This window comes from Blastopirellula marina DSM 3645 (genome assembly GCF_000153105.1).
In the GTDB taxonomy this organism is placed as follows: domain Bacteria; phylum Planctomycetota; class Planctomycetia; order Pirellulales; family Pirellulaceae; genus Blastopirellula; species Blastopirellula marina.
Genome location: NZ_AANZ01000002.1, coordinates 73,728 through 99,828 on the forward strand (window position 1 = coordinate 73,728; position 26,101 = coordinate 99,828).

The 26,101-nt window shown below is 58.1% G+C and carries 28 protein-coding genes; 18 read left to right on the forward strand and 10 right to left on the reverse strand.

The annotated features are described in order from the left end of the window. The first annotated feature begins 311 nt into the window (after positions 1-311). The 7 genes from DSM3645_RS00285 to DSM3645_RS00315 all read left to right on the forward strand — a co-directional run bounded on the left by DSM3645_RS00285 (position 312) and on the right by DSM3645_RS00315 (position 6,537). Entirely contained in the window at positions 312-941 is a 630-nt protein-coding gene (locus DSM3645_RS00285; protein WP_131282054.1) for an FHA domain-containing protein, read from the forward strand. Between the two features lie 61 nt (positions 942-1,002). Further along, on the forward strand, positions 1,003-3,030 hold the full coding sequence (locus DSM3645_RS30770) for a serine/threonine-protein kinase (protein ID WP_050769269.1): 2,028 nt from the start codon (positions 1,003-1,005) through the stop codon (positions 3,028-3,030). 28 nt (positions 3,031-3,058) lie between these two features. Further along, complete coding sequence (locus DSM3645_RS00295; protein ID WP_040351424.1) at positions 3,059-3,268, forward strand: hypothetical protein; 210 nt, start codon at positions 3,059-3,061, stop codon at positions 3,266-3,268. Positions 3,269-3,500: 232 nt separating this feature from the next. Then, a complete protein-coding gene (locus DSM3645_RS00300; protein WP_002649955.1) occupies positions 3,501-4,532 on the forward strand; it encodes a hypothetical protein in 1,032 nt (343 codons plus the stop codon). 76 nt (positions 4,533-4,608) lie between these two features. Then, entirely contained in the window at positions 4,609-5,256 is a 648-nt protein-coding gene (locus tag DSM3645_RS00305) for an RNA polymerase sigma factor (RefSeq protein ID WP_002649956.1), read from the forward strand. A 115-nt stretch (positions 5,257-5,371) separates the two neighbouring features. Beyond that, positions 5,372-6,079, forward strand: coding sequence for an AIM24 family protein (locus tag DSM3645_RS00310; RefSeq protein WP_002649957.1), 708 nt, complete (start codon positions 5,372-5,374; stop codon positions 6,077-6,079). Between the two features lie 50 nt (positions 6,080-6,129). Then, positions 6,130-6,537 carry a hypothetical protein gene (locus tag DSM3645_RS00315; RefSeq protein WP_002649958.1) on the forward strand — a complete coding sequence of 136 codons (408 nt, stop codon included), beginning with the start codon at positions 6,130-6,132 and terminating at the stop codon, positions 6,535-6,537. An 82-nt stretch (positions 6,538-6,619) separates the two neighbouring features. On the opposite strand, the gene DSM3645_RS00320 is transcribed toward DSM3645_RS00315, so the two are convergent. The 4 genes from DSM3645_RS00320 to DSM3645_RS00340 form a co-directional block, all read right to left on the reverse strand. Then, the gene (locus DSM3645_RS00320) at positions 6,620-7,057 is read right to left on the reverse strand and encodes a hypothetical protein (protein WP_002649959.1); all 438 of its coding nucleotides are present in this window, start codon (positions 7,055-7,057) and stop codon (positions 6,620-6,622) included. Positions 7,058-7,135: 78 nt separating this feature from the next. Next, positions 7,136-8,068, reverse strand: a complete 933-nt coding sequence (locus tag DSM3645_RS00325; RefSeq protein ID WP_050769270.1) for a DUF1559 domain-containing protein — start codon at positions 8,066-8,068, stop codon at positions 7,136-7,138. A gap of 466 nt (positions 8,069-8,534) precedes the next feature. Next, complete coding sequence (locus DSM3645_RS00335) at positions 8,535-9,509, reverse strand: ABC transporter permease subunit (RefSeq protein ID WP_002649962.1); 975 nt, start codon at positions 9,507-9,509, stop codon at positions 8,535-8,537. Next, positions 9,506-10,396: an ABC transporter ATP-binding protein gene (locus DSM3645_RS00340; RefSeq protein ID WP_002649963.1), complete on the reverse strand. Its 891-nt coding sequence runs from the start codon at positions 10,394-10,396 to the stop codon at positions 9,506-9,508. The genes DSM3645_RS00335 and DSM3645_RS00340 overlap by 4 nt, the downstream gene beginning before the upstream one ends. A 168-nt stretch (positions 10,397-10,564) precedes the next feature. On the opposite strand from DSM3645_RS00340, the gene DSM3645_RS00345 reads away from it, so the two are divergent. The 7 genes from DSM3645_RS00345 to DSM3645_RS00375 all read left to right on the forward strand — a co-directional run bounded on the left by DSM3645_RS00345 (position 10,565) and on the right by DSM3645_RS00375 (position 17,664). Next, positions 10,565-11,317: a platelet-activating factor acetylhydrolase IB subunit gene (locus DSM3645_RS00345; protein WP_002649964.1), complete on the forward strand. Its 753-nt coding sequence runs from the start codon at positions 10,565-10,567 to the stop codon at positions 11,315-11,317. A 10-nt stretch (positions 11,318-11,327) separates the two neighbouring features. After that, positions 11,328-12,062 carry a class I SAM-dependent methyltransferase gene (locus DSM3645_RS00350; protein ID WP_002649965.1) on the forward strand — a complete coding sequence of 245 codons (735 nt, stop codon included), beginning with the start codon at positions 11,328-11,330 and terminating at the stop codon, positions 12,060-12,062. Continuing rightward, entirely contained in the window at positions 12,059-13,366 is a 1,308-nt protein-coding gene (locus DSM3645_RS00355) for an APC family permease (protein ID WP_002649966.1), read from the forward strand. The genes DSM3645_RS00350 and DSM3645_RS00355 overlap by 4 nt, the downstream gene beginning before the upstream one ends. A 111-nt stretch (positions 13,367-13,477) precedes the next feature. Continuing rightward, positions 13,478-15,430 (forward strand): tetratricopeptide repeat protein, encoded by a 1,953-nt coding sequence (locus DSM3645_RS00360; RefSeq protein ID WP_002649967.1) that lies wholly within the window; start codon positions 13,478-13,480, stop codon positions 15,428-15,430. Then, positions 15,427-15,915, forward strand: coding sequence for a DUF2752 domain-containing protein (locus DSM3645_RS00365; protein WP_002649968.1), 489 nt, complete (start codon positions 15,427-15,429; stop codon positions 15,913-15,915). Before DSM3645_RS00360 ends, DSM3645_RS00365 begins: the two co-directional genes overlap by 4 nt. A 287-nt stretch (positions 15,916-16,202) precedes the next feature. Continuing rightward, positions 16,203-17,228 (forward strand): DUF1559 domain-containing protein, encoded by a 1,026-nt coding sequence (locus tag DSM3645_RS00370; RefSeq protein ID WP_040351425.1) that lies wholly within the window; start codon positions 16,203-16,205, stop codon positions 17,226-17,228. Between the two features lie 31 nt (positions 17,229-17,259). Then, positions 17,260-17,664 (forward strand): hypothetical protein, encoded by a 405-nt coding sequence (locus DSM3645_RS00375; protein WP_002649971.1) that lies wholly within the window; start codon positions 17,260-17,262, stop codon positions 17,662-17,664. 592 nt (positions 17,665-18,256) lie between these two features. On the opposite strand, the gene DSM3645_RS00380 is transcribed toward DSM3645_RS00375, so the two are convergent. Then, positions 18,257-19,075, reverse strand: coding sequence for a shikimate dehydrogenase family protein (locus DSM3645_RS00380; RefSeq protein ID WP_002649972.1), 819 nt, complete (start codon positions 19,073-19,075; stop codon positions 18,257-18,259). Positions 19,076-19,133: 58 nt separating this feature from the next. On the opposite strand from DSM3645_RS00380, the gene DSM3645_RS00385 reads away from it, so the two are divergent. Beyond that, on the forward strand, positions 19,134-19,973 hold the full coding sequence (locus DSM3645_RS00385) for a hypothetical protein (protein WP_161603265.1): 840 nt from the start codon (positions 19,134-19,136) through the stop codon (positions 19,971-19,973). Here DSM3645_RS00385 and DSM3645_RS00390 read toward each other — a convergent pair. Both DSM3645_RS00390 and DSM3645_RS00395 read right to left on the reverse strand, forming a co-directional pair. Then, positions 19,963-20,190 (reverse strand): hypothetical protein, encoded by a 228-nt coding sequence (locus tag DSM3645_RS00390; protein ID WP_040351426.1) that lies wholly within the window; start codon positions 20,188-20,190, stop codon positions 19,963-19,965. The two genes, DSM3645_RS00385 and DSM3645_RS00390, sit on opposite strands and share 11 nt — an antisense overlap. 86 nt (positions 20,191-20,276) lie before the next feature. Further along, positions 20,277-20,498: a hypothetical protein gene (locus DSM3645_RS00395; RefSeq protein ID WP_002649975.1), complete on the reverse strand. Its 222-nt coding sequence runs from the start codon at positions 20,496-20,498 to the stop codon at positions 20,277-20,279. Between the two features lie 138 nt (positions 20,499-20,636). Here DSM3645_RS00395 and DSM3645_RS27430 point away from each other — a divergent pair, with 138 nt between their 5' ends. Next, positions 20,637-21,359, forward strand: coding sequence for a leucine-rich repeat domain-containing protein (locus DSM3645_RS27430; RefSeq protein ID WP_002649976.1), 723 nt, complete (start codon positions 20,637-20,639; stop codon positions 21,357-21,359). Between the two features lie 58 nt (positions 21,360-21,417). Here DSM3645_RS27430 and DSM3645_RS00405 read toward each other — a convergent pair whose 3' ends face one another. The 3 genes from DSM3645_RS00405 to DSM3645_RS00415 are packed head-to-tail and all read right to left on the reverse strand — an operon-like array spanning position 21,418 to position 22,828. Next, positions 21,418-21,765, reverse strand: a complete 348-nt coding sequence (locus DSM3645_RS00405) for a VOC family protein (protein ID WP_002649977.1) — start codon at positions 21,763-21,765, stop codon at positions 21,418-21,420. 11 nt (positions 21,766-21,776) lie between these two features. After that, positions 21,777-22,331 carry a peroxiredoxin-like family protein gene (locus tag DSM3645_RS00410; protein WP_002649978.1) on the reverse strand — a complete coding sequence of 185 codons (555 nt, stop codon included), beginning with the start codon at positions 22,329-22,331 and terminating at the stop codon, positions 21,777-21,779. 8 nt (positions 22,332-22,339) lie between these two features. Then, positions 22,340-22,828: a hypothetical protein gene (locus tag DSM3645_RS00415; protein ID WP_002649979.1), complete on the reverse strand. Its 489-nt coding sequence runs from the start codon at positions 22,826-22,828 to the stop codon at positions 22,340-22,342. 373 nt (positions 22,829-23,201) lie between these two features. Between DSM3645_RS00415 and DSM3645_RS00420 the strand changes: the two genes are divergently transcribed. Together DSM3645_RS00420 and DSM3645_RS00425 are read left to right on the forward strand one after the other, a co-directional pair. Further along, complete coding sequence (locus DSM3645_RS00420; RefSeq protein ID WP_002649980.1) at positions 23,202-23,756, forward strand: RNA polymerase sigma factor; 555 nt, start codon at positions 23,202-23,204, stop codon at positions 23,754-23,756. Continuing rightward, complete coding sequence (locus DSM3645_RS00425; protein ID WP_002649981.1) at positions 23,753-26,053, forward strand: DUF1549 domain-containing protein; 2,301 nt, start codon at positions 23,753-23,755, stop codon at positions 26,051-26,053. The genes DSM3645_RS00420 and DSM3645_RS00425 overlap by 4 nt, the downstream gene beginning before the upstream one ends. Positions 26,054-26,101 lie beyond the last annotated feature (48 nt).

Below are 26,101 nucleotides of genomic sequence, written 5' to 3' on the forward strand. Positions count from 1 at the left end.
CGGCGAATAACCATGGAGAGAAAACGCGACGCGAAGAGGGTGAAAGCCCTCTTCGTAGCGTCGCATCTGGACCAAGGGCAAATTGGTCGGATGCCTGCGTGCGGCTGTCGAGGGGGATCGACGGCGAACAGCACGTGTTCGGGGGCCCTTTAACGAACTAAATTAGAATGAGACGCACTCGTCACAACTCGCCGAACTCGGCAGCGCGGAAAGCGCGTCCCGGGCAAGTTTGGTTAGCGACGAGCGACGTCTCTTACGCGTCGGCCGTCCTTGAGACGCAGGTCGGCGATCAGACTGCACGGGAACGGGTCATGAATCGATCATCGGCAGAGCCATTGGCCGAAGCGCCTTCGCGGCGTCAATTGTGGGTCGATGGAGTGGGCGGCTTTTTGCTGCTGACTTCGCCGGACATATTGATCGGCCAAGCGACGCCGCAGAGCGGGGTCGACGTGCCGATCCTGGGCGACCTTAGTCGCCGCCATGCGTGGATTCGTCGACGCGGGTCAGAGTATGTCATCGAGCCGTTGGCCGAAGTTCGTCGGCGGGGAAAACTGCTGGAGCAGCCGACCGCGCTGTCGGATGGAGACCAGGTGCAACTAGGACGCAGCGTCGTCCTCAGTTTCCAGAAACGTCATCCGCTGAGCGCCAGCGCCGTGCTGCGATTGGTAAGCTCGCAACGGACCGAACCATCGACCGATGCGATTTTGCTGATGGCCGAAACCTGCATCCTGGGGCCGCGCAGCTGCAACCATGTCGTTTGCGGCGGCTGGAAACAAGATGTGGTATTGTACAAGCAGGGAGAGGGGCTCCACGTTCGCTCTCCCGGCGCCTTTCAAGTGAACGGTCATGCGGTGCGCAACAAGTCGCCGTTGGCCGCCGACTGCTCGGTCCAGGGAGAAGACTTTTCGTTTTATTTGGAACGATTGGCCGCCAGCGCCTAACCGAGGGTGCAATGAGATGTTGGGGAATGTCTCCGACGGCCAGATAGCGGGGAAACATTCGATGCGCGATCAAGCCGCGACGTTAGAGCCAGAAGAGGAAAAGCAGCCTAAGATGCAGCAACAACCTCCACAGGCCGAGCATCGCCCGCGAGGGGGAACGATGAAATTTACCTATGCCAGCGGGTCGAAGCCCTTAGACGGCTTCACCATCAAACGAGGCGTCGGCTCCGGGGGCTTCGGCGAAGTCTTCTATGCGCTTTCGGACGCCGGCAAAGAGGTCGCCCTCAAACATATCCAACGCAATCTCGATATCGAGATGCGCGGCGTCACGCATTGCTTGAATCTCAAGCACCCGCACTTGGTCGCGCTGTTCGATATTCGCTACGACGACGCCGGCGAAGGCTGGGTCGTGATGGAATACGTACGCGGCGAAAATCTGAAAGAGATCCTCGATCGCCGTCCTAACGGCCTGCCGCCGGAAGAAGCGATTCGCTGGTTCCGTCCGATCGCCGCCGCGGTCGGCTATCTGCACGATCACGGCATCGTCCATCGCGACTTGAAGCCCGGCAATATTTTCAACGACGCCGGCACGATCAAGATCGGCGACTACGGCCTCTCAAAATTCATCTCGGTCAGCCGCCGTAGCGGACAAACCGAAAGCGTCGGGACCTTCCACTACATGGCGCCCGAAATCGGCAAAGGGGTCTACGGCAAAGAGATCGACATCTACGCTCTCGGCATCTTGCTGCACGAGATCTTGACCGGTCGCGTTCCGTTTGAAGGGGAAAGCAGCCAAGAGATCATCATGAAGCACCTGACCGCCGAGCCCGAACTGCGCGGCGTACCCGAGCCGTTTCGCACCACGATCGCCCAGGCGCTGCACAAAGATCCGACCAAACGAACCAGCACCGTCGAAGAGATGCTGGCCAATCTAGGCGTCTCGAAAAACGAATCGGTCGTCGCGTCATTGCATGACAACGTCACGATCCAGAATCATGCGCCTGGCCATGCCGAAAATCCGCCGTCGCAGTCGATCGGAGCCGCCGATGATCGCGATCCCATTCACCGTGCGATGACAGGAGCCGTCCAATCCGTCTCCCACTGGTGGAACAACGACAACATCAGTTTGTTCCCCAAGGTCTTGGTGCTGGCCGCCTGTTCGATCGCGCTGATCACCAATCTTGGTTGGTTGGCGCCGCTCGGTTTTCTCGCCGCCGCGGCCTACATGGCCTACCTCCTGGGACGCACCATTTACCTGCACATGAGCGACGCGCCGAGCAAAACGCCGATCACCGAGTATTCGCCGTATCATCCCGTGGTGATGACGCGCAAAGAACGAGCTCGCCAGTCGCGGAAACAAAAAAGGACGCGTCGCGAACGAGAACGCGCAGCGTTGGCCGCGATCCCGCTCGATCTGCGGATGAAAAGCTTGATCGGCTCGTTTTTGATCAGCGCGATTTCGGCGGCGGTGATCTCGTTGCTGGCGTTGGTGCTCGGCGGAGTCTCGATCGAAGCGCCCCTCGCGACCTGGGCGCCGCTGTTCGGCTGGCTGACCATCATGACCATTTGCGCCTCGTGGAGCGTGCTGCTGCTGGGCAAACTGTGGGAACCAAGTAGCGGCGATCCCTGGCTGCGTCGCTTCGCGATGGTCGGCGTTGGACTGCTGCTAGGCATGATCGGCTACACCGCCGGCAATACGTTGTTGCTAGAAATGCCGATTTCCGCAGCCGGGATCGAAACGAGCAGCGGTTGGCATGAGAACCTGAACCTACGCGGTTGGTTTCAATCGGTTCATCAATCGCCGTCGGCCAGCACGTTTGCGATCGTGTTCGCCGCGCAGTTTGGACTCCTCCGTTGGTGGAAGCAAGCCGACCCGCTTCGCAAGACGCGGCTAAGCCTGTGGACGATCGGATTTACGGTGTTAACTTCGGCGGTGGTCAACTACTTCTGCCCGTTCATTCAGCCGTGGGGGATGATTCTGGTCGGCGCGACATCGCTGGTCGTGCAAATCTCGGCCCCGTGGTACAGTCTCCGAGAGCGAGACGAACTACGTCAGTCACAGCAGATCAACGCCGAGACTTCGGCGTAAAAGAACAGGAGCAGATGAGGAGGCGAAAATGGGGTCAGGTCCCATTTTCGCCGTGGCCATTTTCTCGGCGGCCCATTCGCCGGCTCGAATCAATCCGATCAAGATTCATCATCCGATGGTTACCACACAAATCTGGGCTATGAACATCTTATTACTACTGGGAGTCGCCGGAGCTCTGGCCGTGAGTGCGATTATTGTCGTGATCATCATCGCGGCGGTTTCGCGACGGAAGCAGTAAATGCGGGGATCAGGATTAACAACGAAGGTTTGAATCATGGGAATCGGAATACTCGAACTGCTGATTGTTGGCGTTATCGGCGCGGGCATGGTTGTCGGTTTATTGGTGGCGGTGATCTTCGTCGTAAAGCTGGCGCAAAAAAAGTAAAAGAATCTCGCGTCCGCCTCCAAGATTGGTCGCTGCGAGGCGAATCTGTGTTAGAGACGCAGTATTCTTTCGACGGGATCCATTCATGTCATCGGCAATTCAACTAACGCAATCGGCTGTTTGGCTTGGTCAGATGCCGGTCCGTGAAAATGTCGCCGCTACGCCGATATTCATCGTCTTGCTTCTGGGCGCACTGACGATCGGCTTTTTGGTCATCCTGTTGGCGGCGATCTTCGGTCGTTGGAAGACGCTCGCGGCGTTCCTCTTTTTCGGCGTCTTTGGGCTGATCACGATGGCGCTGTTGAGTCTGGTCGCGATTCGCGTCGAGACGCGTTCTGAAGTTTCTGACCATTACGGCAATCGATCGACAATTACGGCCACACGACATTCTCAAGTTGCCGTCGAAGCGCCTCGACGCGTAACGCCGTCGCCGCCGATTGAACTTCCCGCTTCCCCTGCTTCGCCCTCGGCGTCCCCAAAATCGGTCGTCAAAGCTGTGGGTGACGCCTTGTTCAACACCTTCGTCCAACCGGCCGTCAGCTCGATCCAAGACGCGCGTTCTTCTTCCATCATTCCGCCGGGCCGCCCTGCGTGGGTCGATCAAGAGCCGGAGTCGAGAGACGGCGTCGATTACGTTTCAATCGCGACCGGGCCCTACACAAGCTCGACCGAGTGCTACAAGGCTCTCAAACTACTGACGCACGAAGCGGTCGCAGAACAAGCGGCGCTGGTGCTCGGGGGCGAACAAAACGCGCGGCGCGTCCCGCTCGATGACAAATTCATCGCCGACAACGTCCATTTGCAGACCTACAAAGAGTCGCTCGAAACGTCGGTCGGACCGATGCAGCAGTGGCATTCGTTTTTGCAGTTCAATGAACAATTTCGGCGCGAACTGGAATCTCGCTGGAAACAAGTGCAGCAAGTCACGCGTTTGACCTACGCCGGAGCCCTGTTCGCCAGCATTCTGGCGGTGCTCGGAGTTCTTTACGGCGCGCTTTCTTACAATGCGGCGACCGGCGGACGATATCGGGCAAGGTTGCAGACGATCGCCGGGGCGGCGATAATGGGCGTAGTCGGCGGGGCGATCCTGCTGACGCAATGGTACCCGCCGATTTAGTCCGCAGAATGGGCGTCGTCTGAGACGGCCGCGGCGGAGAAGCGGCTGCTCCTCTTTACCGCCCAAACTGCCGCCTATGTCCGACAATTCTGAATCTGACTTCCTCTTGATCGAGCGGATCCGAGCTGGAGATGCTGACGCGTGGGGTGATTTAATCGGCCGTTACGAAGGCCGCTTGCTCGCCTTCGCCGAGAGTCGCTTGCGCCGCCGAGCCCCCAGCGAAGATGTAGTGCAAGAAACATTCATCGGCTTCCTGAACAGCCTGCCCAACTACGACGGCAAGCGCGCATTAGAAAGCTATCTCTTCGCGATCTGCGCCTACAAGCTGACCGATCATCTGCGGCGCGAAGGTCGTCGCCCAACGTTGCCCATTCATACCGGCGGCGACGGTTCGAGCGACAACTGGGAACTGCCAGGCACGCATCGAGCGGCGTCGAGCATCGCTCGCAGCGGCGAACGACGCAATCTGGAAGAAGCGGCGCTGATCGAAGCGATTCAAGGCCAACTCGACCATTGGCGCAGCCGGGGAGACTGGGCGAAGATCAAATCGCTCGAACTAATCATGGTGCGCGGCGTCAGCAACAAAGAGATCGAAGAGATGCTAGAGCTTGGTCGAAACAGCGTCGCTAGCTACAAGAATGACTTTCTGGCGAAACTTCGAGCGGCCGTGCGGAAACAGGGCCTGAACGAGGAGGTCTTCCCAGAACTTTACGAAACGAGCTAAGTTTCGCCAGCTTACCACGAATCACTACTCATCTGGTTGGCGTTGTCGGCAAACGCAACGTCCAGCGGAACCCAACTTCTCATCACCGCAGCCTAATCCAATTTCGGGGGAAATCATGAGCACTGCTGACGTCGATAACCGCTACACCTTGCGCGAATTTGTCGAGCAAACCCGCCAACGCGATCGTGGGCAAGGCATTTTTGAGATGGAAAGCGCTCGCTTGCTAGAGGTCAACCTGAATGGGATGGTGTGGACCAAGATGGGCTCGATGGTCTCGTATCTCGGCAACATCAAGTTCGAGCGGGAAGGGGTCTTTGAAAAAGGGCTCGGCGGTTTTCTGAAGAAAGCAGTCACCGGCGAAGGCGCCAAGTTGACCAAAGCGTCCGGACAAGGGCGTCTCTATCTGGCCGACTACGGCAAGAAAGTGCAGATCTTGAAGCTGGAAAACGAATCGATCGTCGTTAACGGCAACGATATTCTCGCCTTCGAGCCCACCATCGAATGGGACATCAAGATGATGAAGCGGGTCTCATCGATGCTTGCTGGGGGGCTGTTTCAGGTCAACTTGCAAGGAACCGGCCTGGTCGCAATCACCACGCATTACGAACCGCTAACGCTAGTCGTCACCCCCGATAACCCGGTCTACACCGACCCGAACGCGACCGTCGCTTGGAGCGGCACCTTAGAGCCCAACTTGCGAACCGACGTTTCGCTGAAGACCTTCTTTGGCCGCGGCAGCGGCGAATCGTTCCAGATGGAATTTCGCGGCAACGGCTTTGTCGTCATTCAGCCTTACGAAGAGTTCTATCACGCCGAAGCGTAAGCTTCGCTAGTTTTTATCGACGTCCAGAGTTGCAGGAGTAAGTGTCGTCTATGACGCGGCCCATCACCAGAACCGAGCTAGAAGCCTATCTCGACGAGGCGCTCCCCGTCGAGCGGATGGCCGAGATCGAGCAAACGCTCCGCGAGAAGCCGGAGCTGTCGCAGCAGCTTTTGCAAATCAACGGACGTCGCGACGCCGGCGTTCATACGATCGGCGAAATTTGGCGACGACATCGGCTGACCTGTCCCAATCGCGAAACGCTCGGCAGTTATCTGCTGCAAGTTCTGGACGAAGCAGAAGTGGACTACATCCGCTTTCACCTCGAAACGGTCGGCTGCCGCATTTGCCAAGCGAACCTGCACGACCTGGCGTCGCAACAAGAATCGCAAACGGACGACGCCAATCCACGCCGACAGAAGTACTTTCAGTCGTCCGTCGGCCGCTTGAAGGGAGAGTAGCGCACGACGGCGCCTATCGACAAATAAACCGCCGGCAGAACGGAACTGCGGCGGTTGGTGAAGATGCGGTTACATTGCCTGCTTAGAACGCAAAATCGGCGTTGGTCGTTCCTTCCGCTGGCACCTCGAATTCTAGACTGCCATCGATCGCTTTGTCTGGCAACGCAATCGTGGCCTTCGGCGCAGCGACCGGATCATCCTCAGCTCGCTCTTCAGAGCGTGCGCGGATGACAACTTTATGCTTGCCGATCAACGCTCCGGTTCGCGGCTCGACGTCGATCGTCTGCAATGTGAATTTTCCGTCGGCGTCGGTAACTCCCATCGAAGCTTTACCGATCGCTTCGGTCGTATCCGCTTGCGGCAAAAAACTGACGACAAGATTAGCTTGCGGCTTTCCTTGAATCGTAACAGTTCCCGAGACAGGCGCGGTCGCCGCGCTGCGAGCGCCGCAGCCGAACAGCGCCGGCACGCTGATCGCCAGTAGCAGCAGCGCAATATGGTAAGAACGGTGGATCGCCATGGATGGAGTTCGCCTTATGAAATTGCACGATCGTGATTGAAAGAGAGAATTCAAACCGAGATTGTTAGTCACAGCAAACTATAGCTGCGTGACTTCGCTACCGGCCATCGTCGACAATCCGGCGAAGACCGTCAGATCAATCGTTTCGGGCAGAAACGAGACAGAGCCGTCGGCCCGCGAAAAATTGAATCCGCCGGGATGATGCGACGCCCAGGCTCGCCGGCAAACGCCGATGTTGCTAGCGACCGCCGCACAGGCGTCATAACGATTGCCGATGATGTAAGGCTCGTTAATCACCATGCCGATGTTGTAGCCCCAATACGAATTTCCCCAGAAGGCGCCTCGGGCAGGCTGATCGAGCGGCTGATGGTATTCGCCCACCATCAATGTGTTGGAAGTGCCGTCGATGACCGAAGCCATCTTTTCAAAGCCCAGCGTTTGGCTGTGACCGCTGCCAACGGTATGAAAAATCCCTTTCCACTGATTGTTGAGCCCGCCAATCTCGGCGAAATGATCCCAGTTTTTTGCGCCATCATTGCTGTAGCCGCTCATCGCTTTGTACGAGATCGCGTGTAGCTCGTAACTGTAGCCCGACGCCGGTTGGATGATCGCACGGCCCATGGGATCGCTCGGACAAATGAACTCGTCGACCCTGGTTTGCGCCACTGCGGCGTTGGCCGCGGTATTGCAGTGCGTCGTGTGATCATAGGTATTGAAGAGATTTTGCTGTTCGAGGAACGGCAAGATTCCGATGCACCAGTTGCCGTAGTACGTGTCGTCAATCTGGACGTGACCAGACGGAAAAACCAGATACGTGTCGTGATAGTTGTGCACGGCAAGCGCCATCTGTTTCAGGTTGTTAGTGCACTGCATTCGCCGGGCCGCTTCTCTTGCTTGCTGCACTGCCGGCAGCAAGAGCGCGATCAAAACGCCGATAATGGCGATCACCACCAGCAATTCGACCAGCGTAAAACCGCTCCGGCGGCGCAGCGACATCAGAGGAAATCGCATCATTCGTATCCTTGTAGAAAAGACAAATATAGGGATGAGAAATGAATTTGATCAGCGAGAGAGAGGGGTGCGTCTGCCTTGGGAAAGTCGAACGACGATCGGACAAACTTGCTTCCGGTCCCCTTGAATCAGGTCGACGGATCGGACCGATTTGCTGGCAGCGCGTCGCCGCCTGCAAAACAGTTCGTGAACAAGTCGGTGGAAGCCGGTCGCAACCCCGCGACCATGGATAGAAAATATAATCAGAATATTACAGAAAATCTTTGCAATTTGGGCTTTCACGCTGGGGCAAACTATCTTCCGCTAATGCCGCCTTTCCCCCGCTCTACGGATCAGCACTGCGATTAAGGCGCCCCCACGGGGAACCTGTAATTCGATTTCGCCCGATTTGCCACTGGCGCTCCTCCATGCAACTCATGCATGCCGCTTGGTGATTCGCGGATCTGCGAGTTCGCTCTCTGCAGATTTAGACCGGCGCCGGCAGATCGCGGCGGCAAAAGACCCAGTGCCCCAGCCCAAAGGTCGCCAGGCCGCCCAGCAACAAGCCGCTGACCAACGTCAGTCCGCCGAGCGTCAGCTCTCCCTGGTTGTTCTCGAAGTAGAAGGTCCAAACTTCGGTCGGGTAACGTACGCCGTACGACGTCAGCACTTCGGGTTCGTAGAGGGTGAAAATCGTGAAGTACTTCAGCCAATGCGCGGTGTCGACCGCCAACGACACGACGCGGACAATCATCTGTACAATCAGAAACCCGGTGATGATGCCGATCGTGCGCCAGCGATAGCGGTCCCACGAACTCATCCAGGTCGTCAGCCCCGCGAAGAAGATGCCGAAGCAACCCAAGTTGACCGCGGCCGGAATGAACAGTTTCGTGTCGACAAAGTCGGCCAACGGAACACGCACCGGCGCTTCTTTGACTTGGGTGAAGGGAACTTCGATCTTCATGTTCAAGATCGGCAAATTAATGTTCACCGGCGGCTTCTCTTGCTTGACCATCGTCGTCTGCACGCCGGCGTGCGTCCCTAACCAGGCGGCGATCGCGATGGCCGCACACCCCATGACCGTGACGATGCTCTTGGAGAACAAGAACTGAAAGCGGCTGATCGGCTGCGATAACATCATCTCTAGCGTACCGCGGCCTAGTGGACCACTAACCGAATCACTGCCGCGGGCAATCGCCCAGGTCACCATCAACAGCACGACCAGCGGTTCATTAAACGTCACGCCGACGCGGCCGGGATAGGTGAACAACTGCGAGACGTCGACCGACGAATAACGCTCGACCTCGGGACGCAGGATCTCCAAAATGTTTTGAAAACGGCTCATCTCGACGCGTCCGACGATCCACGCTCGGATCATGCAAAAGCTGAAAACCGTCACGACCGAGCCGAACATCAACAATCGCGCTTCACGAAACGAGCGCACCAGAAGGGTCGCATTCATGCCAAAACCGCCTCGGGCTGCTCAAAGTGATATCGGTTGTAAATCGCGCGCAAGCCAAGTTGCGAAATCTGAATTTGCGTCGCCGGCAAATTCGCCAGCCAAAAGAGCGCCGGTTGCAGGTCGCCGTCGGTTTCGATCTGAAACGACTCAGGCGTCTGCCGCACGTCCACGATCAACGACGTCAGGTCGTGAGGAACTTGCGGCAGCGGCTGCGTGAGCGCGCCGCGGATCACATGCCGCCGACGCATCGCGTGCAAATCTTGATCATGGACAATCCGTCCTTGCCGCATGATGACCGCTCGTTGGCAGATATCTTCGATCTCGGACAGCACATGAGAACAGATGACGACCGTCTTCCCTTGCCGGTGGGCGTCGCTGAGCATCTGCACCACCTCATGCCGCACGTTGGGATCAAGACTCGTGGTCGGCTCGTCAAAGATCAACAGCGGCGCGTCAATCGACAGGGCGATCGCCAGCCCCAGCTTTTGCCGCATGCCGGTCGACATAAATGCGACGCGGCGCTTCAGGTCGAGATCCAATCGCTGGGCCGTTTCTTCAGCGCGAACACGGCTGCCGCAGGGATGCACGTCAGCAAAAAATCGCAGGACCTCGCGTCCCCGCATTTCGCCAAACAGCCGAACGTCTCCCGGCAAATAAGAGAGCCGGCGGTGAACGTCGAGACTGCGCGTCTGACAATCCATCCCGTCGATCGTGGCCACGCCAGAAGTGGGGCGTAAAAATCCCAGCAGCAGGCGAAACATCGTGGTTTTGCCGGCCCCGTTGGGTCCCAAGACGCCGCAGCATTGTCCCGCCGGGACATGCAACGTCACCCCGTCCAACGCCAGGAAATCGCCATATCGCTTGGTAAGTCGGTTGGTTTCGAGCATAAGGTTCTTACTTACGATAACCGCATTCAGTTTTTGAAAATAACCGATTCTGCGGGTCGGCGTGCAAGTGGCGCCGGAAGAAACTAGAATATTAAGGAAGTCGGGCCTTCTCGCCCGGCGCACCCGATTCAACTTATCGCCCCACCCTCCTAATTGTTGAGACTCACCATGCTGCGTATCTGGATGATTGGAATGCTTGCATCCCTGGCCGTTGTTTCCTTTTCGCACGCCGAAGACGCCGCGACCAAAGAAGCGGTGAAGCCGGCGGCCGTGACGCCTGAGCCGCGTGACGCCCAATGGTGGACTGATCGCCATGCCCAAAAACTGGCCGCGGCCAAAGCCCAAGACAAAATCGACCTGTTGATGATCGGCGACTCGATCACCCACGGCTGGGAAAACAAAGGCAAAGAAGTCTTCGCCGAATTCTACGCTGATCGCAACCCGCACAACATCGGTTTCAGCGGTGACCGGACCGAACACGTTCTCTGGCGTTTTGATCACGGCGCCCTCGACAACATGTCCCCGAAACTGGCCGTCCTGATGATCGGCACCAACAATGTCGGCCATCGCAAAGATCCTTCGCAAGACACCGCCGACGGCATCCAATTGATTGTCGAAGAATTGCGCGAAAAATTGCCGGAAACCAAGGTTCTGATTCTCGGCATCTTCCCCCGCAGCGCCAACAAGAACGACGAGATGCGCAAGCTGAACGACGGCACGAACGAGATCATCAAAGATCTGGCCGACGGCGAGAACGTCTTCTTCCTGAATATCAACGACACCTTCCTGACCGAAGACGGCGTGTTGTCGAAAGAGGTCATGCCGGACTTGCTGCACCCGCACGCCAAAGGCTATCGCATGTGGGCCGAAGCGGTCGAACCGACAATCGCCAAGCTGATGGGCGACAAAGAGAAAAAGTAAGGAACCGCCGATGCCTACGCATCATCGTCTAATTGTCATCCACGCGACCATCCTGTTAGGGATGGTCGCCGCCGCTACGGTCGCCGCCCAAGAGACTGCGCCCGCCGTAGAACAAAGCGTCAAACCCGGCGTCAACGCGAAATTTCTGGACGAGTCGCTCGACGTCGACGCCTGGATTGCGCGGTTTGAAGTGGAGAGTCGCGAGGTCTACCATGCGCGGGACGAAGTCCTGAAAGCCTGCGGCGTCAAACCAGGCCTGCGCGTCGCCGATGTCGGCGCCGGATCGGGCTTTTACACGCGACTTTTTTCTCGCACCGTCGGTCCGACCGGCTGGGTCTATGCTGTCGATATTTCTCCCAAATTTCTGCAGCATATCAGCACTAGCACGAGTCAGTTAGGCATGCACAACATCACCTGCGTGCTCGGTGGCGAACGCTCGATTCAGTTGCCTCCTCAATCGGTCGACCTGGTCTTTATCTGCGACACCTACCATCACTTTGAGTATCCGCAGTCGACGCTGGCTTCGATCTACAGCGCCCTTGATAAAGATGGTTCGCTGGTCGTGATTGATTTTGAGCGGATTCCCGGCACGTCGCGCGCGTGGACGATCGACCATGTCCGCGCCGGTAAAGCGACGTTCCGCCAAGAGATTGAAGAGGCCGGATTCGAACTCGCGGCCGCGCCGAAGATCGAGAAATTCTCGGAAAACTACTTCCTGCGGTTTCGCAAAAAGTTGGCCGAATGAGCGATCGCCGCGCGTTTGGCCTCTGGACGTTGACGTTTTTGGTGATCGCCAACATGGTGGGCGCCGGCGTTTTCACCACCTCTGGCTACACGTTGGCGAGCGTCGGTTCGCCCGGCTGGGTCGTGATCGCCTGGCTGGTCGGCGGTTTGATTGCGCTGATGGGAGCGCTCAGCTATGGCCAACTCAGCCGCGTCATGCCCGAGTCTGGCGGCGAGTATCTGTTTCTCTCCCAAGCGCTGCATCCAGCGGCCGGTTTTGTCGGCGGGTGGATCTCGCTGTTGGCCGGCTTCACCGGTGCGATCGCCTATGCTGCGATCACGCTCGAAAAGTATGTGATGCATAGCGTCGACTTGCCGTTCTTCAACGGAGCGGTCGCGATCGTCACGGTCGGAATCTGCGGGCTGCTGCACGGACTAGGAACACGACTAGGCGCCGGACTGCAGAACGTCGTCGTGCTGCTCAAGCTGGCGCTGCTCGGCCTGTTTTTGTTTTTGGCCGCGTCGTCCGACATTGACTGGCAAGGAGCCCCGCTCGCGATCGACCAGCAGCCTGAAGGCTGGGATTTCGCGCTCGCGTTTGGCAACTCGCTCATCTGGATTGCGTTTTGTTATTTGGGATTCAACGCGGCGGTTTACGTCGCCAGCGAAGCGAAAAACGCAGGGGACGTGCCGCGGTCGCTGCTGCTGGGAACCGTGATCGTCGTCGTGCTATACGTCTTACTAAACTCCGTGTTCGTCTATGCGCCGCTGCCTGGTGCGATTGCGAATCAGGCCGAAGTCGCGGCGATCGCGGCCGAAGCGATCGGCGGCAAGTCACTCTCTCAATTGGTCAGCGCGACAATCGTGATCGCCCTCTTCACCTCGGTGATGAGCATGATCATGGCGGCGCCGCGCGTCTACGCCAAAATGGCCGATGATGGTTTCTTGCATCATTCGTTTCGCGCTCAAGAGTCGGCCCCGCAAACGGCGATCGCGCTGCAAAGCGTCCTGGCGATCGGCATGATTTTGTTTTATTCGCACCTCAAAGACTTGCTCGACTATTTGGGGCTAACTCTCTCACTGTGCGCCGCTTTGACCGTCGCCTGCGCGCTGCTTCCTGCGGTTCGCCAAGGCCCGCTGCTTCGCCTTGCTAGCTTGCCGCCGGTACTATATTTACTCGGCACGCTGGTTTCGGCCCTGTTAATGGCGATCAATAAACCCTGGGCGCTTTTGCCGGTCGCGATCACTTTTGGCCTGGGTGGAGCCGTTTTTTTGGCGATCCGCGGCCGAGCGCAGCCAGTAATCGAACAGCCTTTCGAGTCCTAACCGCTGCCGACGGGGGGCCTGTTTGCGGTCAACAACCTTGCTTCTCATTCGGCTCAGCGGTTATTCTGAGTGAGTAAATCATTGCTGCTAATCCATTTGCGGAGGGCTCCCATGGGCGGCCGCCTGATTCTCGTTTTATTGTTCGCACTGTTATCGACTTGCCTTGCACCGGCCGTCTCGGTCGCCGCCGCCAGCGACGATCCGACGCATGACCGGATTGATCAGCTGATCCAACAGTTGGGACATCGCAATTTCGCGATTCGCGAACGCGCCCAAAACGAACTGTCAACGATCGGCGTCGCGGCGTTCGATCAAGTCTACGAAGCGATGAATCATCGCGATCTCGAAATTGCTCGTCGAGCGCAGTACCTGGCCCGCAGCCTGAATGTGAATTGGGCTCGCGAAGACTACAGCCCCGAAGTCCGCGCCTTTCTGACCCGCTACAGCAAACAAGACGAAGACCAACGAAGCAGCCTGATCGGCCAACTGGGCGAGCTGACCTCAATGGACGCGATCTCGGCCCTCTCGCGGATCAGTCGGTTAGAAATTTCGGAACGGCTCTCGAAAGAAGCGGCGCTCGTCATCGCGCTCAACCAACAGATCGGACTCTCGCCCGAATCGATCGGGCAGATCAAAGAGACGATCACCGCCGAGATTGGAACCAGCCAACGGACCGGGCCCACCTGGTTGCGACTGTACGAAGTGAGTCTCGACGATCCGGCGCCGGCCGTCGATCAGCGCCAAACGCTGATCGAGCAAGAACTGCAAACATTCGTCAGTCGCCCTGATCGTACGACGCGGCACATCGTGCAAGACCTGCTGCGCTGGCAAGTCGAACAACAACGCAAGCTGGGGCACGATGACGATTCACTCGCGACCATGCGCCAAGTGATCCGCATCAGCCAAGGCTCCAGTTCCGAGCTGATTGACATCACCACCTGGCTGCTCAATCAACGCGGGCCGCAAATCGTCGAAGAACTTGCCGCCCACTACGCCGATCCGCAGCAAGCCCAAGAGGGCGAAATCAACGGTCGCTTTAGCGAAGAAGCGATTTTGCTCTACCTGCTGGCCGAAGCCAAATTGGTGCAAGGCAAGATCGACCAAGCGACCACCGTCGCCGATCAAGCGCACCACATGAACGACAGCTTGTTGGATAACGTCTTTCTCACCGCCGACGCGCTGCACAAACGCGGTCTGATCCGCTGGGCCGAGCGCGAATACCGTCGCGTGATCGATAAAGAAGGACCATTCAGCCCGCGTTACAGCGCCTGGCCGACGCGCCAACTGGGCGAGATGCTGGCCGACCGTAAACGGTATGCCGACGCCGCAGGCGTTTACAAGCCGCTGGTCGACGTCTACGACGCCGAAACGAAGCGCGGTAAGACCTCGGAAGAAGCCGAAGGGGATCGCTCGCGCTATCATTACTTCCTCGCCCGCGCCGCCGAAAAACGGGGCGATATCGAAGCAGCCAAAGAAGAACTGAAAAAGGCGAACCAGCGCGACCCCTTTGAGGTCGACGTGTTGATCATGATGCACCGGATTTCGACCGATCCCAAATGGCTCGAATACACGCGGCCGAAAATCGAAGACGCGCGGGCCGAATTCAAAAAGACCGTCGAAGATTTCCAGAAGCATTGGGATTTCTTCAAGCGGAACGGCCGCGGCGTCGAATTTTTGGGCAGCGATCTACGCACCTACACGCGTGAACTAAACCAATACGCCTGGATGGTGGGCAACACCTACGGCGACCTCGATCATGCGATCGAAGCCAGTCTATTGTCGCTGGAACTCGCCCCCGGCGAAGGCGCCTATCTCGACACGATCGCGCACTGCTACTTCGCCAACAAAGACTACGCCAAAGCGGTCGAGTGTCAGACCGAAGCGGTCGAGCAAATGCCGCACTACCTTGAGATTCGCGAAAAGTACGCTCGCTTCGCCGACGCCTACGAAAAGCATGTCGGTCCGCTCGTTCGTTGGCAGCCGCCGGTCGATCCCGAGTCGTTCTTTCCTGCCGAAGAAAAACAAGCCGCCGCCGAGAAAACAGCCGAGAAAGCGGCCAAGTGAGCATCTCTGGTGAAGCGCCCGAAACGCTCGACGCGTCGCCGCTCGAGGAATATCGAGAGCAAGAGTTTCCCGAGCGTTCCCTCATCACGTTTCATTGCGTGATGCTGGCCATGGCCCTGGTGGTGCTGATCGCAGCGTTGGCGCTGAGCTTTCAAGCCGGCGAGAAAGTCTATCTGCCGCTGTTAGGCGCGGCGCTGCCCCCCAGCTGCGCCATGAAGCTCTATTACGGAATCGATTGCCCCGGCTGCGGACTGACCCGCAGCTTCATTCTGCTGGCCCACGGCGATCTACCCGGCTCACTCGCCTACAACCCCGCAGGCGTCCTCCTCTTCGGCATCGTGCTGTTTCAAATTCCGTATCGCCCGGCACAACTCTTACGAATCCGCCAAGGCCGCCCCAGCTGGAACCTAGGCATCCCCGCCGCCGCCATCTTCTCGGCCATCTTCGCCGTGATGCTGGTCCAATGGGCGGTGAAGTTTTTGTAAAAAATGCGCACGACGAAAGTCGTTGCAGGCCGCACCTTTTTGGCGTTAGTACGCTCGCCAGCGAGAAGCTTCGCCTCCAGTTCGCGCAGTGGACCAGAGCAAGGTGATAGCGAATCGGGCAGGAAACCGCCCCGATCCGCAATGATACCTTTTTTTTTGAGTTTTATAATTCGTCCCTGCTGCTGCGATCTTTTGGACCAAAAGCTCGCGGAAAATAAATTGCCCTGAACGGGCGATTGCCCGCTTCTCAGCAACTGACGCCCTGTCCCTTACGGAGTTCCCCCGTCATGCGTTCAAGACCAGCTTCACGAACGTTAGGTTTCACTCTCGTCGAACTCCTGGTCGTCATCGCCATTATCGGCGTATTGATTGGACTGCTGCTTCCAGCCGTCCAGCAAGCTCGTGAAGCCGCTCGGCGGATGCATTGCAGCAATAATCTGAAGCAGATTGGTCTCGCGATGCACAGCTATGCGGACACCTTTAAAACGCTGCCGCCGGGGGCAATTTGTTTGGCTTCGGAAGGGGACATTACCTCCAACACGCACGACGCAGACGAGTTTCCCCGCGAGGCCTATTGGACCGCTACGTGGGCGACGATGTTGCTTCCCTTCCTGGAACAAGCGAACTTGCACGCGCAGTACGACTTCAATTCGGTCGTGGCCGACAACGAGGTAGTGACGCAAGTCGAGGTCGCCGGATTCGTTTGTCCCAGTGATTCCAGTTCCTTGAACTTTACGCAAGACAGCCACAACTGCTCGAAAGGGAACTACGCAGCGGCGGTCAATACCGATGACACCTACAACCGCCGAGACTGGGGAGACCCTTTCTTTCGCGGCCCCTTCAATCCTCGTTACCAATATGGCGCCAAGTTCCGCGACATCACCGATGGAACATCCAACACGATCTTGGTCGGCGAGATCCTAAAGTGCAGCATGGGAACGATCCAGGAAGGGGATTCCCGCGGCGCGTGGGCTCATCCGGCCGGCAGCCTTTTCGCGCTCAACGGCGACTCTACCCAGAACCCCTTCAATGCCTCCGATCACGGCGGCATCAATTCCGACGCTCGCCTGGCGGGAAATGATAATAGGGATTACCCCGGCTATTGCGACAACTCGGTTGTCGACGATGCTCAGCTCTCGTGCAACGACACGCGATCTGAGTTCGCCAATATCCTGATGCGAAGCCGTCATCCCGGCGGCGCGATGAGCGTCTTGGCGGACGGTTCAGTTCGCTTTCTTTCTGAGACCGGCGACAAGCAAATGCTTTTTAGGATGATTGCGATTGGTGACGGCCAGGTAATTTCAGATTTTTAAGTAAACCATGAAAACTAGCAGTTACCCCGATATGACAAACCGACCATTTGCGATTTTCGCCCTCTTGCTGACCGCCGCCGTTTCTTGCGTTGGCTGTAACACGGGGCCTCCTGCGCTGACGGCGGAACAAAAAGCGAAGAACATCGACCGCTTCGGCGACGAGGTTCGGACCCAGATATTCGCGGCAATTCAACTGACCCGGCGAACAAACGGCTCAAGCCTTCACCACGCCGATACGCTTCTAGAAAACCTGAGTGGCCGGAGCCCGTCGTCTGTGACTGGATACGAGCAACAATACGACCAACTCGAAGCGGCGATCGCGAAGGCCGCTAAAAGCGTCACCACCGAGGAACTGGACGAATTGGCGGTACAAGTCGAGCAACTGCCCGGCTCGGTCACCTACAAGGAGGTTCGCGGAGGACGCGAGCCCGACTAGTTCCAAGCCGATGAACGTAGCACGCAAGTTTGTCGCTTGACAAGGCGCACGAATCCGGGGTCCATTACCCAGGAAATCCCGAACCCACTGCGATCGCTCGGCGGCCGAGAAGGCCGATTCGAGGTTGCCTCGCTGCGCGATGACGATTTGAGGCGCTAATCGACCCAATTACTGGTCGCGTCTTGCACGGCTTTGTTCCGTCTGGACCTTTGCATCAAAAAAGCTGCGGTCCAGTCCCAGGTTTCAGTTCAAAAAAAACAACGGTCCGGTCCAGTCCCAGGTTTCGATCCGAAAAAACAGCGGTCCAGTCCAGTCCTAGGTTTCGATCCGAAAAAACAGCGGTCCGGTCCAGTCCCAGGTTTCGATCCGAAAAAACAGCGGTCCGGTCCAGTCCCAGGTTTCGATCCGAAAAGTCAGCGGTCCAGTCCAGTCCCAGGTTTCGATCCGAAAAGTCAGCGGTCCGGTCCAGTCCCAGGTTTCGATCCGAAAAGTCAGCGGTCCGGTCCAGTCCCAGGTTTCGATCCGAAAAGTCAGCGGTCCAGTCCAGTCCCAGGTTTCGATCCGAGAAAACGGGGTGCGGTGGAGTTTGGGTTTAGACGCCCAAGTACTCTTCCAGCGTTTCGCGAATCATGACGACGTCGGCTTCGCCGCCGGTCCAGATGTGATAGTTGATCGCGTGCAGATGGGCGGCGATGGTTAGGCCGTCGTGGAGGGTCGCTTCGCGCTCTTGCACGGCTTGGCCCAGTTCGTCGCGGGGGGTGATCGCCAAGTCGACGACGGTCATCTGTTTGGTGAGGGTCGTCAGATCAAACAACAGCGCACTATTGTCATCGCCAGTTTGGATCACGATGTCGACATCGACCAGCGGCAGCGGCTTTTCGGCCAGCTCGTAGGTGGTCTCGATCTCATATTCTTCGTGCAGCCGAATCGCCAGCGATTGGCCTGGTTCGTCTGCGGCGGCGAAGATCGTCATTTTTTGCGGCTTCAGGGTCGCCAACTGAGCGGCGATCGCGCGACCGCGGCCATCGGCGCCGGCGATCACGATCCGCTTGTCTTGAACATCCGACAGCACGGCGGCGACGGCGGCCGCTTCCGTATTTTCACCATGCAATTTGCCGCGGCGAATCGCGACGCAATTGGCCAATCCGCCGATCTCGACGACCGGCGTTTTTTCGTCGACCAGCGCCACCGCTTGTTGCAAGAAGGGAGCGGCGATCGCGGCGCCGAGAAAGCCAAGCGCCTTGGCGCCGTGCAGCGCTGCAGCAAAGTCGTTGGGCTCGACTTCCAGCGTCAGGCAGCGCCAGTCGCAGCCGGCGGCCTCGAAGCATTTTTCCATGACGTACTGCGTCGGATTTCCCGCGGCGGGATAGCCAAGCGAACAGACAATCTCTTGGAGCGTTTCGTGCGTCATGTGTTGGGCGAAAGAAAAATCGTTACGGCCGCTACATTCTGTAGCTTTCGGGGCCCCGATGCAACGACCCCGACGCCTGCGGCGCTTCCCTTGGCTGTGGCCGGCAATCATGCTGAAGGGTATGACTCCCCTCCGACTACTCCGTTTGCTCTTTCTCGCGGCCACTTTGGCGGTCGATGCGGCGCTGTTGGCCGCGGCCGAAAAATGGGGCGCTCGCAGTATCCCCGGCGTTTTGCTACTTGGGGGTCTGTTGGCCCAATGCGGGGCGGCCGCGATTTACTTGGGACTAGCGCCGCGGCGGCAATTGGCGTTTCGCTTGTTGGTCGGCTTTGCGGCGGCAGTTACGGCCGCATTATTGATGTCGCGACTCACTCCGCTCACTTGGCAAGTTTGGCTCGCGGCGCTCTCGGCGCTGGTGACCCTGATCGCCGGGCCGATTTTGGCCAGTCGCGTTCTGACGATGACCAAACGTCAATTTTCGCTGGCCGAGATTTTGGGGCTGACCACGTTGATCGCCATTTTTTGCGCCGCGCTGCGATCGCTGCCGCTACAGATCGAATACGCCGGTCTGCTGTTGGGATGCCTGACGGCGATGGCCGCACTGACTTGGTTGGCCGCCTGGCTGATCGCGACCGAAAGAAATGGCCCGCTGTCGCAAGCCGCGCTGATCGTCGCCGCGTTTGGATTAGGTCAACTGACAGGTGCGATCGACGCTTCGCCGGCGGCCGGCTTCTTCGCATCGACCATTTTTACCGCGATGGCCGTCTACTTTCTGATTTGGATGCTCGTCGAGAAACATGGCGCCCAGCCCCCAAAGATTTCGGCGGAAGATTCCACCGACGATGCAGAACCGGTGCTGCTGCCGCTAGCGAGCGGCTCGACGACGCCTACTCGCTGATCTGCAGCAAGCGAAACAAGGCCGCCAGCGGCGTGCTAGCGCCCCAGGTCGTACATGCGACCGAATGCGTTTGGTTACCGACAGGGGGCGCGAGACCGTCGAGCGGCGCTCCCAGCATCGCTGCAATCGCCAACAGCCCGCAGCCTTCGATCAGCAACATGTTGGCGAAACCGCGCAACGTGGATGCTGATTTACGTGTTCGACCCGATCGCTGCATGACGCTACTTCCTCCGTAAAGCCTTCGGTTGTTGCGGTGCTCCTTGCTGCCGCGGGCTTTCTACGGTGGCACGACTCGTTTGGTTCTTACGCCGTTTCGTAAAGGACGACCATAATGACATCGGACGGGGGAAAACGGAGCGGGCCCGATGCGCTTCCGGTCGGTTCGCCCAACGGCGACGTTTGGGGGGCGATATTGCCAAAGATCTGCAAAACGCGAACTCCCGACTCTTTCAGCCAAGCGTTCACTTCCGCTTCGGTTTGCGAAACTTCACTCTCGACCGACATAAAGATCTTGATCTGTTGCATCGCTACGGCTCCTGGCTAGAATTCCCGACGTCTCATCCACGCATCGCACGGCGGCGATGGATTCCTTCGTGTTGTCAATGCGTTACACTAAAGCGCGTCGCCGCTCGTCGCAATGCTCCTTCTGACTCCGCCATCGTGATGCCGATCGAATCCCAGCGCCCGCAACGGGAATCGCTATTCTCGCAACTGGTGATCGCCGCCAGCGCGTTGCTGGTGATGTGCTGCGTATTGGCTGCGATCGGCTGGGGAATTTCGTTGGCGACGGCGCCTCCCGCGCGGCCCGAAGACCCGACAGACGAAAACGAAGTGGTCGCTCAATTTCGTGAAATCGGCCTGGAAGTCGGACGCAACAGCGAAGATCAAATCCAAGTGGTCGCGACTCGCTATCCGCTGCTGTTGACCGACCAAGAGTTGGCGATCGTCGACGGCCTGCCCCACTTGGAAGTCCTCGATCTGCGCGGCGCTCCGATCACCGGTCAGGCGCTGGTCCATCTCGAAAACTTGCCGAAGCTGCGCGAGCTGTATCTGGGCGGCAGCGTGATCACCGATGTCGAGCAGACGCTGTTTCGCACGACCATCACTGACGCCGCATTGCCGTCTATCGCAAAGCTGAAAACGCTACGCGTGCTAAGTCTTGCCCGCACCGGAATCACCGACGCCGGCATCGCCCCGTTGGCCGAGTTGCCCGACTTGGAAGATCTGTTTTTGGTCGACGTCGAAGTAACCGACGCCGCGATCGAAGACCTGGCGAAACTGAAGTCGCTGAAACATCTCTATCTGCACGAGACGCCGATCACCGCCGCAGGGGTGAAGCGATTGCAGAGACTGTTGCCCGAGACGGATGTGCAGCACACGCATTGAGAAGAGGAAAAGTGGAAAGCCGAAAGCGGAAGGCGGTGCAGAGAAGAGGAGCAGTCTGTTATCGCCAAGCAAACAGCTTCACCCGATTCCCGTCGGGATCGTTCAGTTTTAGTTCGCGGAAACCTTCGGGGTTTTCTTGGGCGACGAGCGCGATGCTCTTGCCGTTGAGGTATTCGCGCCAGACGTCGAAGTCGTCGACTTCGATAGCCAGACTGACGGTCGCTTGGCCGGCGATCGCATCATCGCGAGCGAGCAGCGCGATCCGGAAACCTTCGCTGCACAGCAGCGCATAGCCTTCTTCCATCTGCCGAACGCCAACTTGCAAACGCAGCACGTCGCGATACCAATCGAGCATCGATTCAAATCGCGCGGTGCGGATCTCGACGGCGAAGAGTTCCCCTTTCATGACGGCGTCGCCTATGCTTCCATCGCTGCGAGAATGTCGACCAATTGCGGATGATCGGCCGAGTTGCGAGGAAGATGCGCCAATCGCAACATGCCGGCGGTATCGACGACAAATGTTCCTTGCAACTGCAAGAGGTCGCCTGTCGGCTTCCCAAATCCGCTGCGGATCACGGCGCCCAATCCCGGCAGCCAGACTTGCGGTCCAGCGACTTGCGACACGTTGCCGCGGGGAACGCGAAACGCCTGGTACGCCGCACGATGCGGATCGACCAGGACGTCAAACGGCAACTGCATTCCGTCTTGCAATTGCTGCGCACGTTCGTGCGTCCCCATGGTGATGAAGACGACGTCGCCGTTATGCTGCTGAATCTCGGGATAGTCGAGCTTCAACTGCTTGGCGCGGTCACGACAAAAGGTGCAACCAAGATGCCGCGCGAACTGAATCAGCAGCGGGCGCTGGCTCCAGCGATCGGCCAACGCCACACGTTCTCCGCGGCAATCTTGCACCGCGACCTTGGGGGCCGCTTCGCCGATGGTCAAACGATCTGAAGTCGCCGCAATATCCATGGTGCAATTCACTTTGTTGTTTTGGGCGCCGGCTTGATGGGTTGTTTTTCGCGTTGGGCCGCTGTCTTCTCGAAGAGCTGAAATTCACGCTTCATGTAATCGCCCAGCTGCGTCCGATCGACGCCGTACCAAGTGCGGCCCGGCGAATCGGCGTCGAGCCGAACGCGCTCGTCGTACAACTTCGCCATCTGGGTCAGCAATTCCTTCTTGGCCATCGGATCTTCGGCCGCAGCCAACTCGGCTTGCAACTGCATCGCCTTCGCGTTCAGATAGAGCCCGCGTGGAACCTGCTTCTCTTTGGCCCGCTGCTCCATGTAGTCGCTAAACAGCCGCAGAGAATCGATTTGCAACTGTGCGTGCCATTGCAAGTATTCCGACAATCCTTCTGGCAACGCAGGTGAGCCCGGCAGCACGCGGACCTCCTGGGAAAGCAGCTTTCCGCTCAGGACGAGCGAAAGCGCCAGCATTAGCGTCAGGATTGCTTGACGACGGAACATGCGATCTCTCCTTGCGATTTCCAACAAACTCCCTCTAACGGCATTGTATCGGCTGAAAGTCGCACGGCGCCCAAAGAAGAGCCGGCGACGGAACAATAAATTACGCGTCTCGTCACGAACCGTATTAAAGGAGATCCGTCGCCGAGGGCGAAAAGAAGGCAACGGCTCCTCCAATGTTTCAATTCGCGGTACTTTGATCGGAGCCGGGCAAATTTCGCGAAAAACTTGTCTCTGCGAATAGAATAGAGCGGCCAGCTTCCAATATCTTGGCGGTTCGTCTCGCAAGCTAACCAATTACAGAATCACGACTTGCGATGCAATCGGCGTTCCGCAACCCTCTTTTTGAGTACTATCGCCGATTCCGGCCGCTTCAATGAGCGAACAGCCAACCGACCTGCCAAACGCCGGAGACCAGGCGACTCGCCTGATCCAGACCCACCAAACAGGGGTCTGGCGGTATTTGCGTTCGTTAGGCTGCAACGATCATGAAGCGGAGGATCTGACGCAAGAAACGTTTCTACGAGTCTTGCAGAAGCCCTTCGACGACTTTGATCGGGCCGCCACCGCCGCTTACTTGCGTCGCGTCGCCCACAACTTGCTGATCGATCTACGTCGCCGTCACAAGCGACTGATCGTGACCGATGATGTCGAAAAGATCGACGCCTTCTGGCAGCAAGTGACCGTCGCCGATCAAGGAGAGGATGTCATCGCCGTCTTACAGGAATGTTTGGCGTCGCTGTCCAACCGGGCGCAAACGGCGCTGCGAATGCGATTTGAAAAGCGCAAGTCGCGGCAAGAGATCGCTGACGCAATAGGCGTAGGCGAGCATGGAGCGAAAAACCTGATGCAACGCGCCAAGTCGCAACTGCGCGAATGCATCGAACGAAAACTGCGACTGGAAGACCATTTGTCGACTCGTAAGTCATGACCGATCGCAAAGAACCACTGATCGATTCGTTGCTTGACGAGCTTTTCCAACAGAAAAGCCCGCCCGATCTGACCGCGCGCATCCTGGCTCAACTCCATTCGCCAACCGATTCCGCTCAAGTTACTCCGTCGCAAAATGGCGCCGCTCATCCGGCGCCGATCTCCGCTCCCATCTACACCGCAGCGTTGCAAGCGACGCATCCGCCGGTAGATGGTCCCGCGTCCGAGATCAAAGCTTCCGAAATTGACATCACCGAGCCCGTCGCGTCGCGTAGCGAATTGGCGCGTCGTCGCACCATCTGGGCGCGGCGTCGCCAATGGATCATCTCCGGCGGCATGTCAATCGCACTGATGGCGCTGGTCGCCTTCGGCGCCTGGGTTATCCGCGGCAATCAGTTGGAGCAAGAGCGACTCGCCCGCGAAGATGCGGCCAATCCGCTCGTGACGCCGGCACATGTCGAAAGCCCGATCAACGACAAGAAAGCGAACGACGATCCGGTCAAGCCGAGCCAGAACGTTCCGTCGCCGCCGCTGGCCAGCAACAGCCAACCGCCGGCCGTAGCGCCATTGATGCCGGCTAATACAGGGCCAGTTAATACAGGACCGGCCAATACAGGGCCGGCCAATACAGGGCCGGCAAATACAGACAAGCCGCAAATCGCTGCTAACAATACGACGCAGCCCAGCCAACCGGAAGCCGCCGATCCGCGTCCGCAAATCATCGCCGAGCCGATCCCGACTTTGGCCAAGAACGACGCCCAAGTCGTGACCGAAATCAACGACGCATTAGCCGCCGCCTGGAAAGACGCCGGCGTCAAACCGACCGGCGATGCGACTCCCGAAGAATGGTGCCGCCGCGTTTACTTGCGATTGCTGGGCCGCATTCCTTCGGTCGAGGAGATCAAGCATTTCGCTTCGCAGCGCGGACGAGATCGTGATGAAAAGCTGGTCAATGAGATTTTGTACGGCGAACAGCATCGTGACGAGCTGGCCCAATACTGGGGTTCGCGTCTGGCGAACACGTTGATTGGACGCGCCGCCGGCATGAGCGACGGCAGTGACGTCAATCGCGCGGCGTTTGAAAGATATCTGGGCGAAAGCGTCACGACCGGCAAGTCTTACGACGCGCTCGCGCGTGAATTGCTGACCGCCGCCGGCAGCAATCAGCCCAGCGCCGCTGACTACAACCCGGCCGTCAACTTCTTGGGCTCGCTGCTAGATCAAGACGCGACACTGGCGACCGCCAAAACGTGCCAGGTGTTCCTCGGTCGTCAGGCCCAATGCTCGCAATGTCACAACCATCCTTGGGATGCGTTTGACCAACGCCAGTATTGGCAGCTGAACGCTTTCTTCCGCCAATCGCACGCCGAAAAGGGAAAAGAGAGCTTCCGCGTCGTCGACAAAGACTATGCGCCCCCCGGCGACAAGCCGGAAGAGGGCTTCGTTTATTTCGAGCGCAACAACGGTGTCGTCGATGTCGCCTACCCGCAGTTTCCTGGCGCTCCGCCGATTCCGCCTAGCGGACGTATCAGCGACGTCAACCGCCGCGACTACTTGGCGCAGTACGTCACCCACAGCGACATGTTCGCCGAAGCGACCGTCAACCGCATGTGGCAACATTTCTTTGGCGTCGGCTTTACGCCGCTGGTCGACGACATGGGCAAACACAATCCGCCGTCGCATCCCGAACTGCTCAGCCAACTCTCGGGCGATTTCGCCGCGAGCGGTTTTGATCTGAAACGTCTGATGCGGTGGATGGCGCTATCCGACGCGTTCCAGCTGTCGAGCCAAACTTCGCCCGATCAAGTTGCCGATCAACCCTATGTGGGGCGCCCGCTTTTCACCCATTATTACTCGCGTCAGATGGAAGCGGAGCAGCTTTATCAATCGCTGGAGATGGTCGCCCAATCACGACGAGCGCCAGCGCTGATCGCCGATCCAGCGGCTCGTCATCAATGGCTCGGACAGTTTGCTCGCGAGATGGGCGATGACGAAGGGAGCGTCGAGCACGCTCTGGAAGGCTCGTACGCTCAGTCGCTGGAAATGATGAACGGCCGCTTGATGGAAAAAGCGACGCGTCTTGATTCAGGCGTGTTGAAGAGCGTCATCAACAGCAACATGTCTCCCAGCGAAAAAATCGATCACCTGTTTTTGGCCGCTTTGGCTCGCAAGCCGAACGGTCGCGAACGAAAAGCGATCGGCCAGATTTTGACCGCTCGCCAAGATGAAATGCCCGCCGCGTTGCAAGACGTGTGGTGGGCCCTGCTGAACAGTAACGAGTTTTTGCTCGATCACTAAACGAGATTCCAAGCAAGGCAAATCGCCCTTTTCTAATCGGAGAGAACT

Bases quoted from the DNA above. Each gene is read 5' to 3' on its own strand.
- DSM3645_RS00320 (WP_002649959.1), bottom strand. From the start codon at position 7,057: ATGGCGATCCACCGTTCTTACCATATTGCGCTGCTGCTACTGGCGATC.
- DSM3645_RS00405 (WP_002649977.1), bottom strand. From the start codon at position 21,765: ATGAAAGGGGAACTCTTCGCCGTCGAGATCCGCACCGCGCGATTTGAA.
- DSM3645_RS27430 (WP_002649976.1), top strand. From the start codon at position 20,637: ATGCCGATCGAATCCCAGCGCCCGCAACGGGAATCGCTATTCTCGCAA.
- DSM3645_RS00305 (WP_002649956.1), top strand. From the start codon at position 4,609: ATGTCCGACAATTCTGAATCTGACTTCCTCTTGATCGAGCGGATCCGA.
- DSM3645_RS00335 (WP_002649962.1), bottom strand. From the start codon at position 9,509: ATGAATGCGACCCTTCTGGTGCGCTCGTTTCGTGAAGCGCGATTGTTG.
- DSM3645_RS00295 (WP_040351424.1), top strand. From the start codon at position 3,059: ATGGGGTCAGGTCCCATTTTCGCCGTGGCCATTTTCTCGGCGGCCCAT.
- DSM3645_RS00375 (WP_002649971.1), top strand. From the start codon at position 17,260: ATGACAAACCGACCATTTGCGATTTTCGCCCTCTTGCTGACCGCCGCC.
- DSM3645_RS00415 (WP_002649979.1), bottom strand. From the start codon at position 22,828: ATGTTCCGTCGTCAAGCAATCCTGACGCTAATGCTGGCGCTTTCGCTC.
- DSM3645_RS00285 (WP_131282054.1), top strand. From the start codon at position 312: ATGAATCGATCATCGGCAGAGCCATTGGCCGAAGCGCCTTCGCGGCGT.
- DSM3645_RS00315 (WP_002649958.1), top strand. From the start codon at position 6,130: ATGACGCGGCCCATCACCAGAACCGAGCTAGAAGCCTATCTCGACGAG.
- DSM3645_RS00390 (WP_040351426.1), bottom strand. From the start codon at position 20,190: ATGCAGCGATCGGGTCGAACACGTAAATCAGCATCCACGTTGCGCGGT.
- DSM3645_RS00300 (WP_002649955.1), top strand. From the start codon at position 3,501: ATGTCATCGGCAATTCAACTAACGCAATCGGCTGTTTGGCTTGGTCAG.
- DSM3645_RS00360 (WP_002649967.1), top strand. From the start codon at position 13,478: ATGGGCGGCCGCCTGATTCTCGTTTTATTGTTCGCACTGTTATCGACT.
- DSM3645_RS00425 (WP_002649981.1), top strand. From the start codon at position 23,753: ATGACCGATCGCAAAGAACCACTGATCGATTCGTTGCTTGACGAGCTT.
- DSM3645_RS00420 (WP_002649980.1), top strand. From the start codon at position 23,202: ATGAGCGAACAGCCAACCGACCTGCCAAACGCCGGAGACCAGGCGACT.
- DSM3645_RS00345 (WP_002649964.1), top strand. From the start codon at position 10,565: ATGCTGCGTATCTGGATGATTGGAATGCTTGCATCCCTGGCCGTTGTT.
- DSM3645_RS00370 (WP_040351425.1), top strand. From the start codon at position 16,203: ATGCGTTCAAGACCAGCTTCACGAACGTTAGGTTTCACTCTCGTCGAA.
- DSM3645_RS00325 (WP_050769270.1), bottom strand. From the start codon at position 8,068: ATGCGATTTCCTCTGATGTCGCTGCGCCGCCGGAGCGGTTTTACGCTG.
- DSM3645_RS00380 (WP_002649972.1), bottom strand. From the start codon at position 19,075: ATGACGCACGAAACGCTCCAAGAGATTGTCTGTTCGCTTGGCTATCCC.
- DSM3645_RS00340 (WP_002649963.1), bottom strand. From the start codon at position 10,396: ATGCTCGAAACCAACCGACTTACCAAGCGATATGGCGATTTCCTGGCG.
- DSM3645_RS30770 (WP_050769269.1), top strand. From the start codon at position 1,003: ATGCGCGATCAAGCCGCGACGTTAGAGCCAGAAGAGGAAAAGCAGCCT.
- DSM3645_RS00355 (WP_002649966.1), top strand. From the start codon at position 12,059: ATGAGCGATCGCCGCGCGTTTGGCCTCTGGACGTTGACGTTTTTGGTG.
- DSM3645_RS00395 (WP_002649975.1), bottom strand. From the start codon at position 20,498: ATGCAACAGATCAAGATCTTTATGTCGGTCGAGAGTGAAGTTTCGCAA.
- DSM3645_RS00350 (WP_002649965.1), top strand. From the start codon at position 11,328: ATGCCTACGCATCATCGTCTAATTGTCATCCACGCGACCATCCTGTTA.
- DSM3645_RS00385 (WP_161603265.1), top strand. From the start codon at position 19,134: ATGCAACGACCCCGACGCCTGCGGCGCTTCCCTTGGCTGTGGCCGGCA.
- DSM3645_RS00310 (WP_002649957.1), top strand. From the start codon at position 5,372: ATGAGCACTGCTGACGTCGATAACCGCTACACCTTGCGCGAATTTGTC.
- DSM3645_RS00410 (WP_002649978.1), bottom strand. From the start codon at position 22,331: ATGGATATTGCGGCGACTTCAGATCGTTTGACCATCGGCGAAGCGGCC.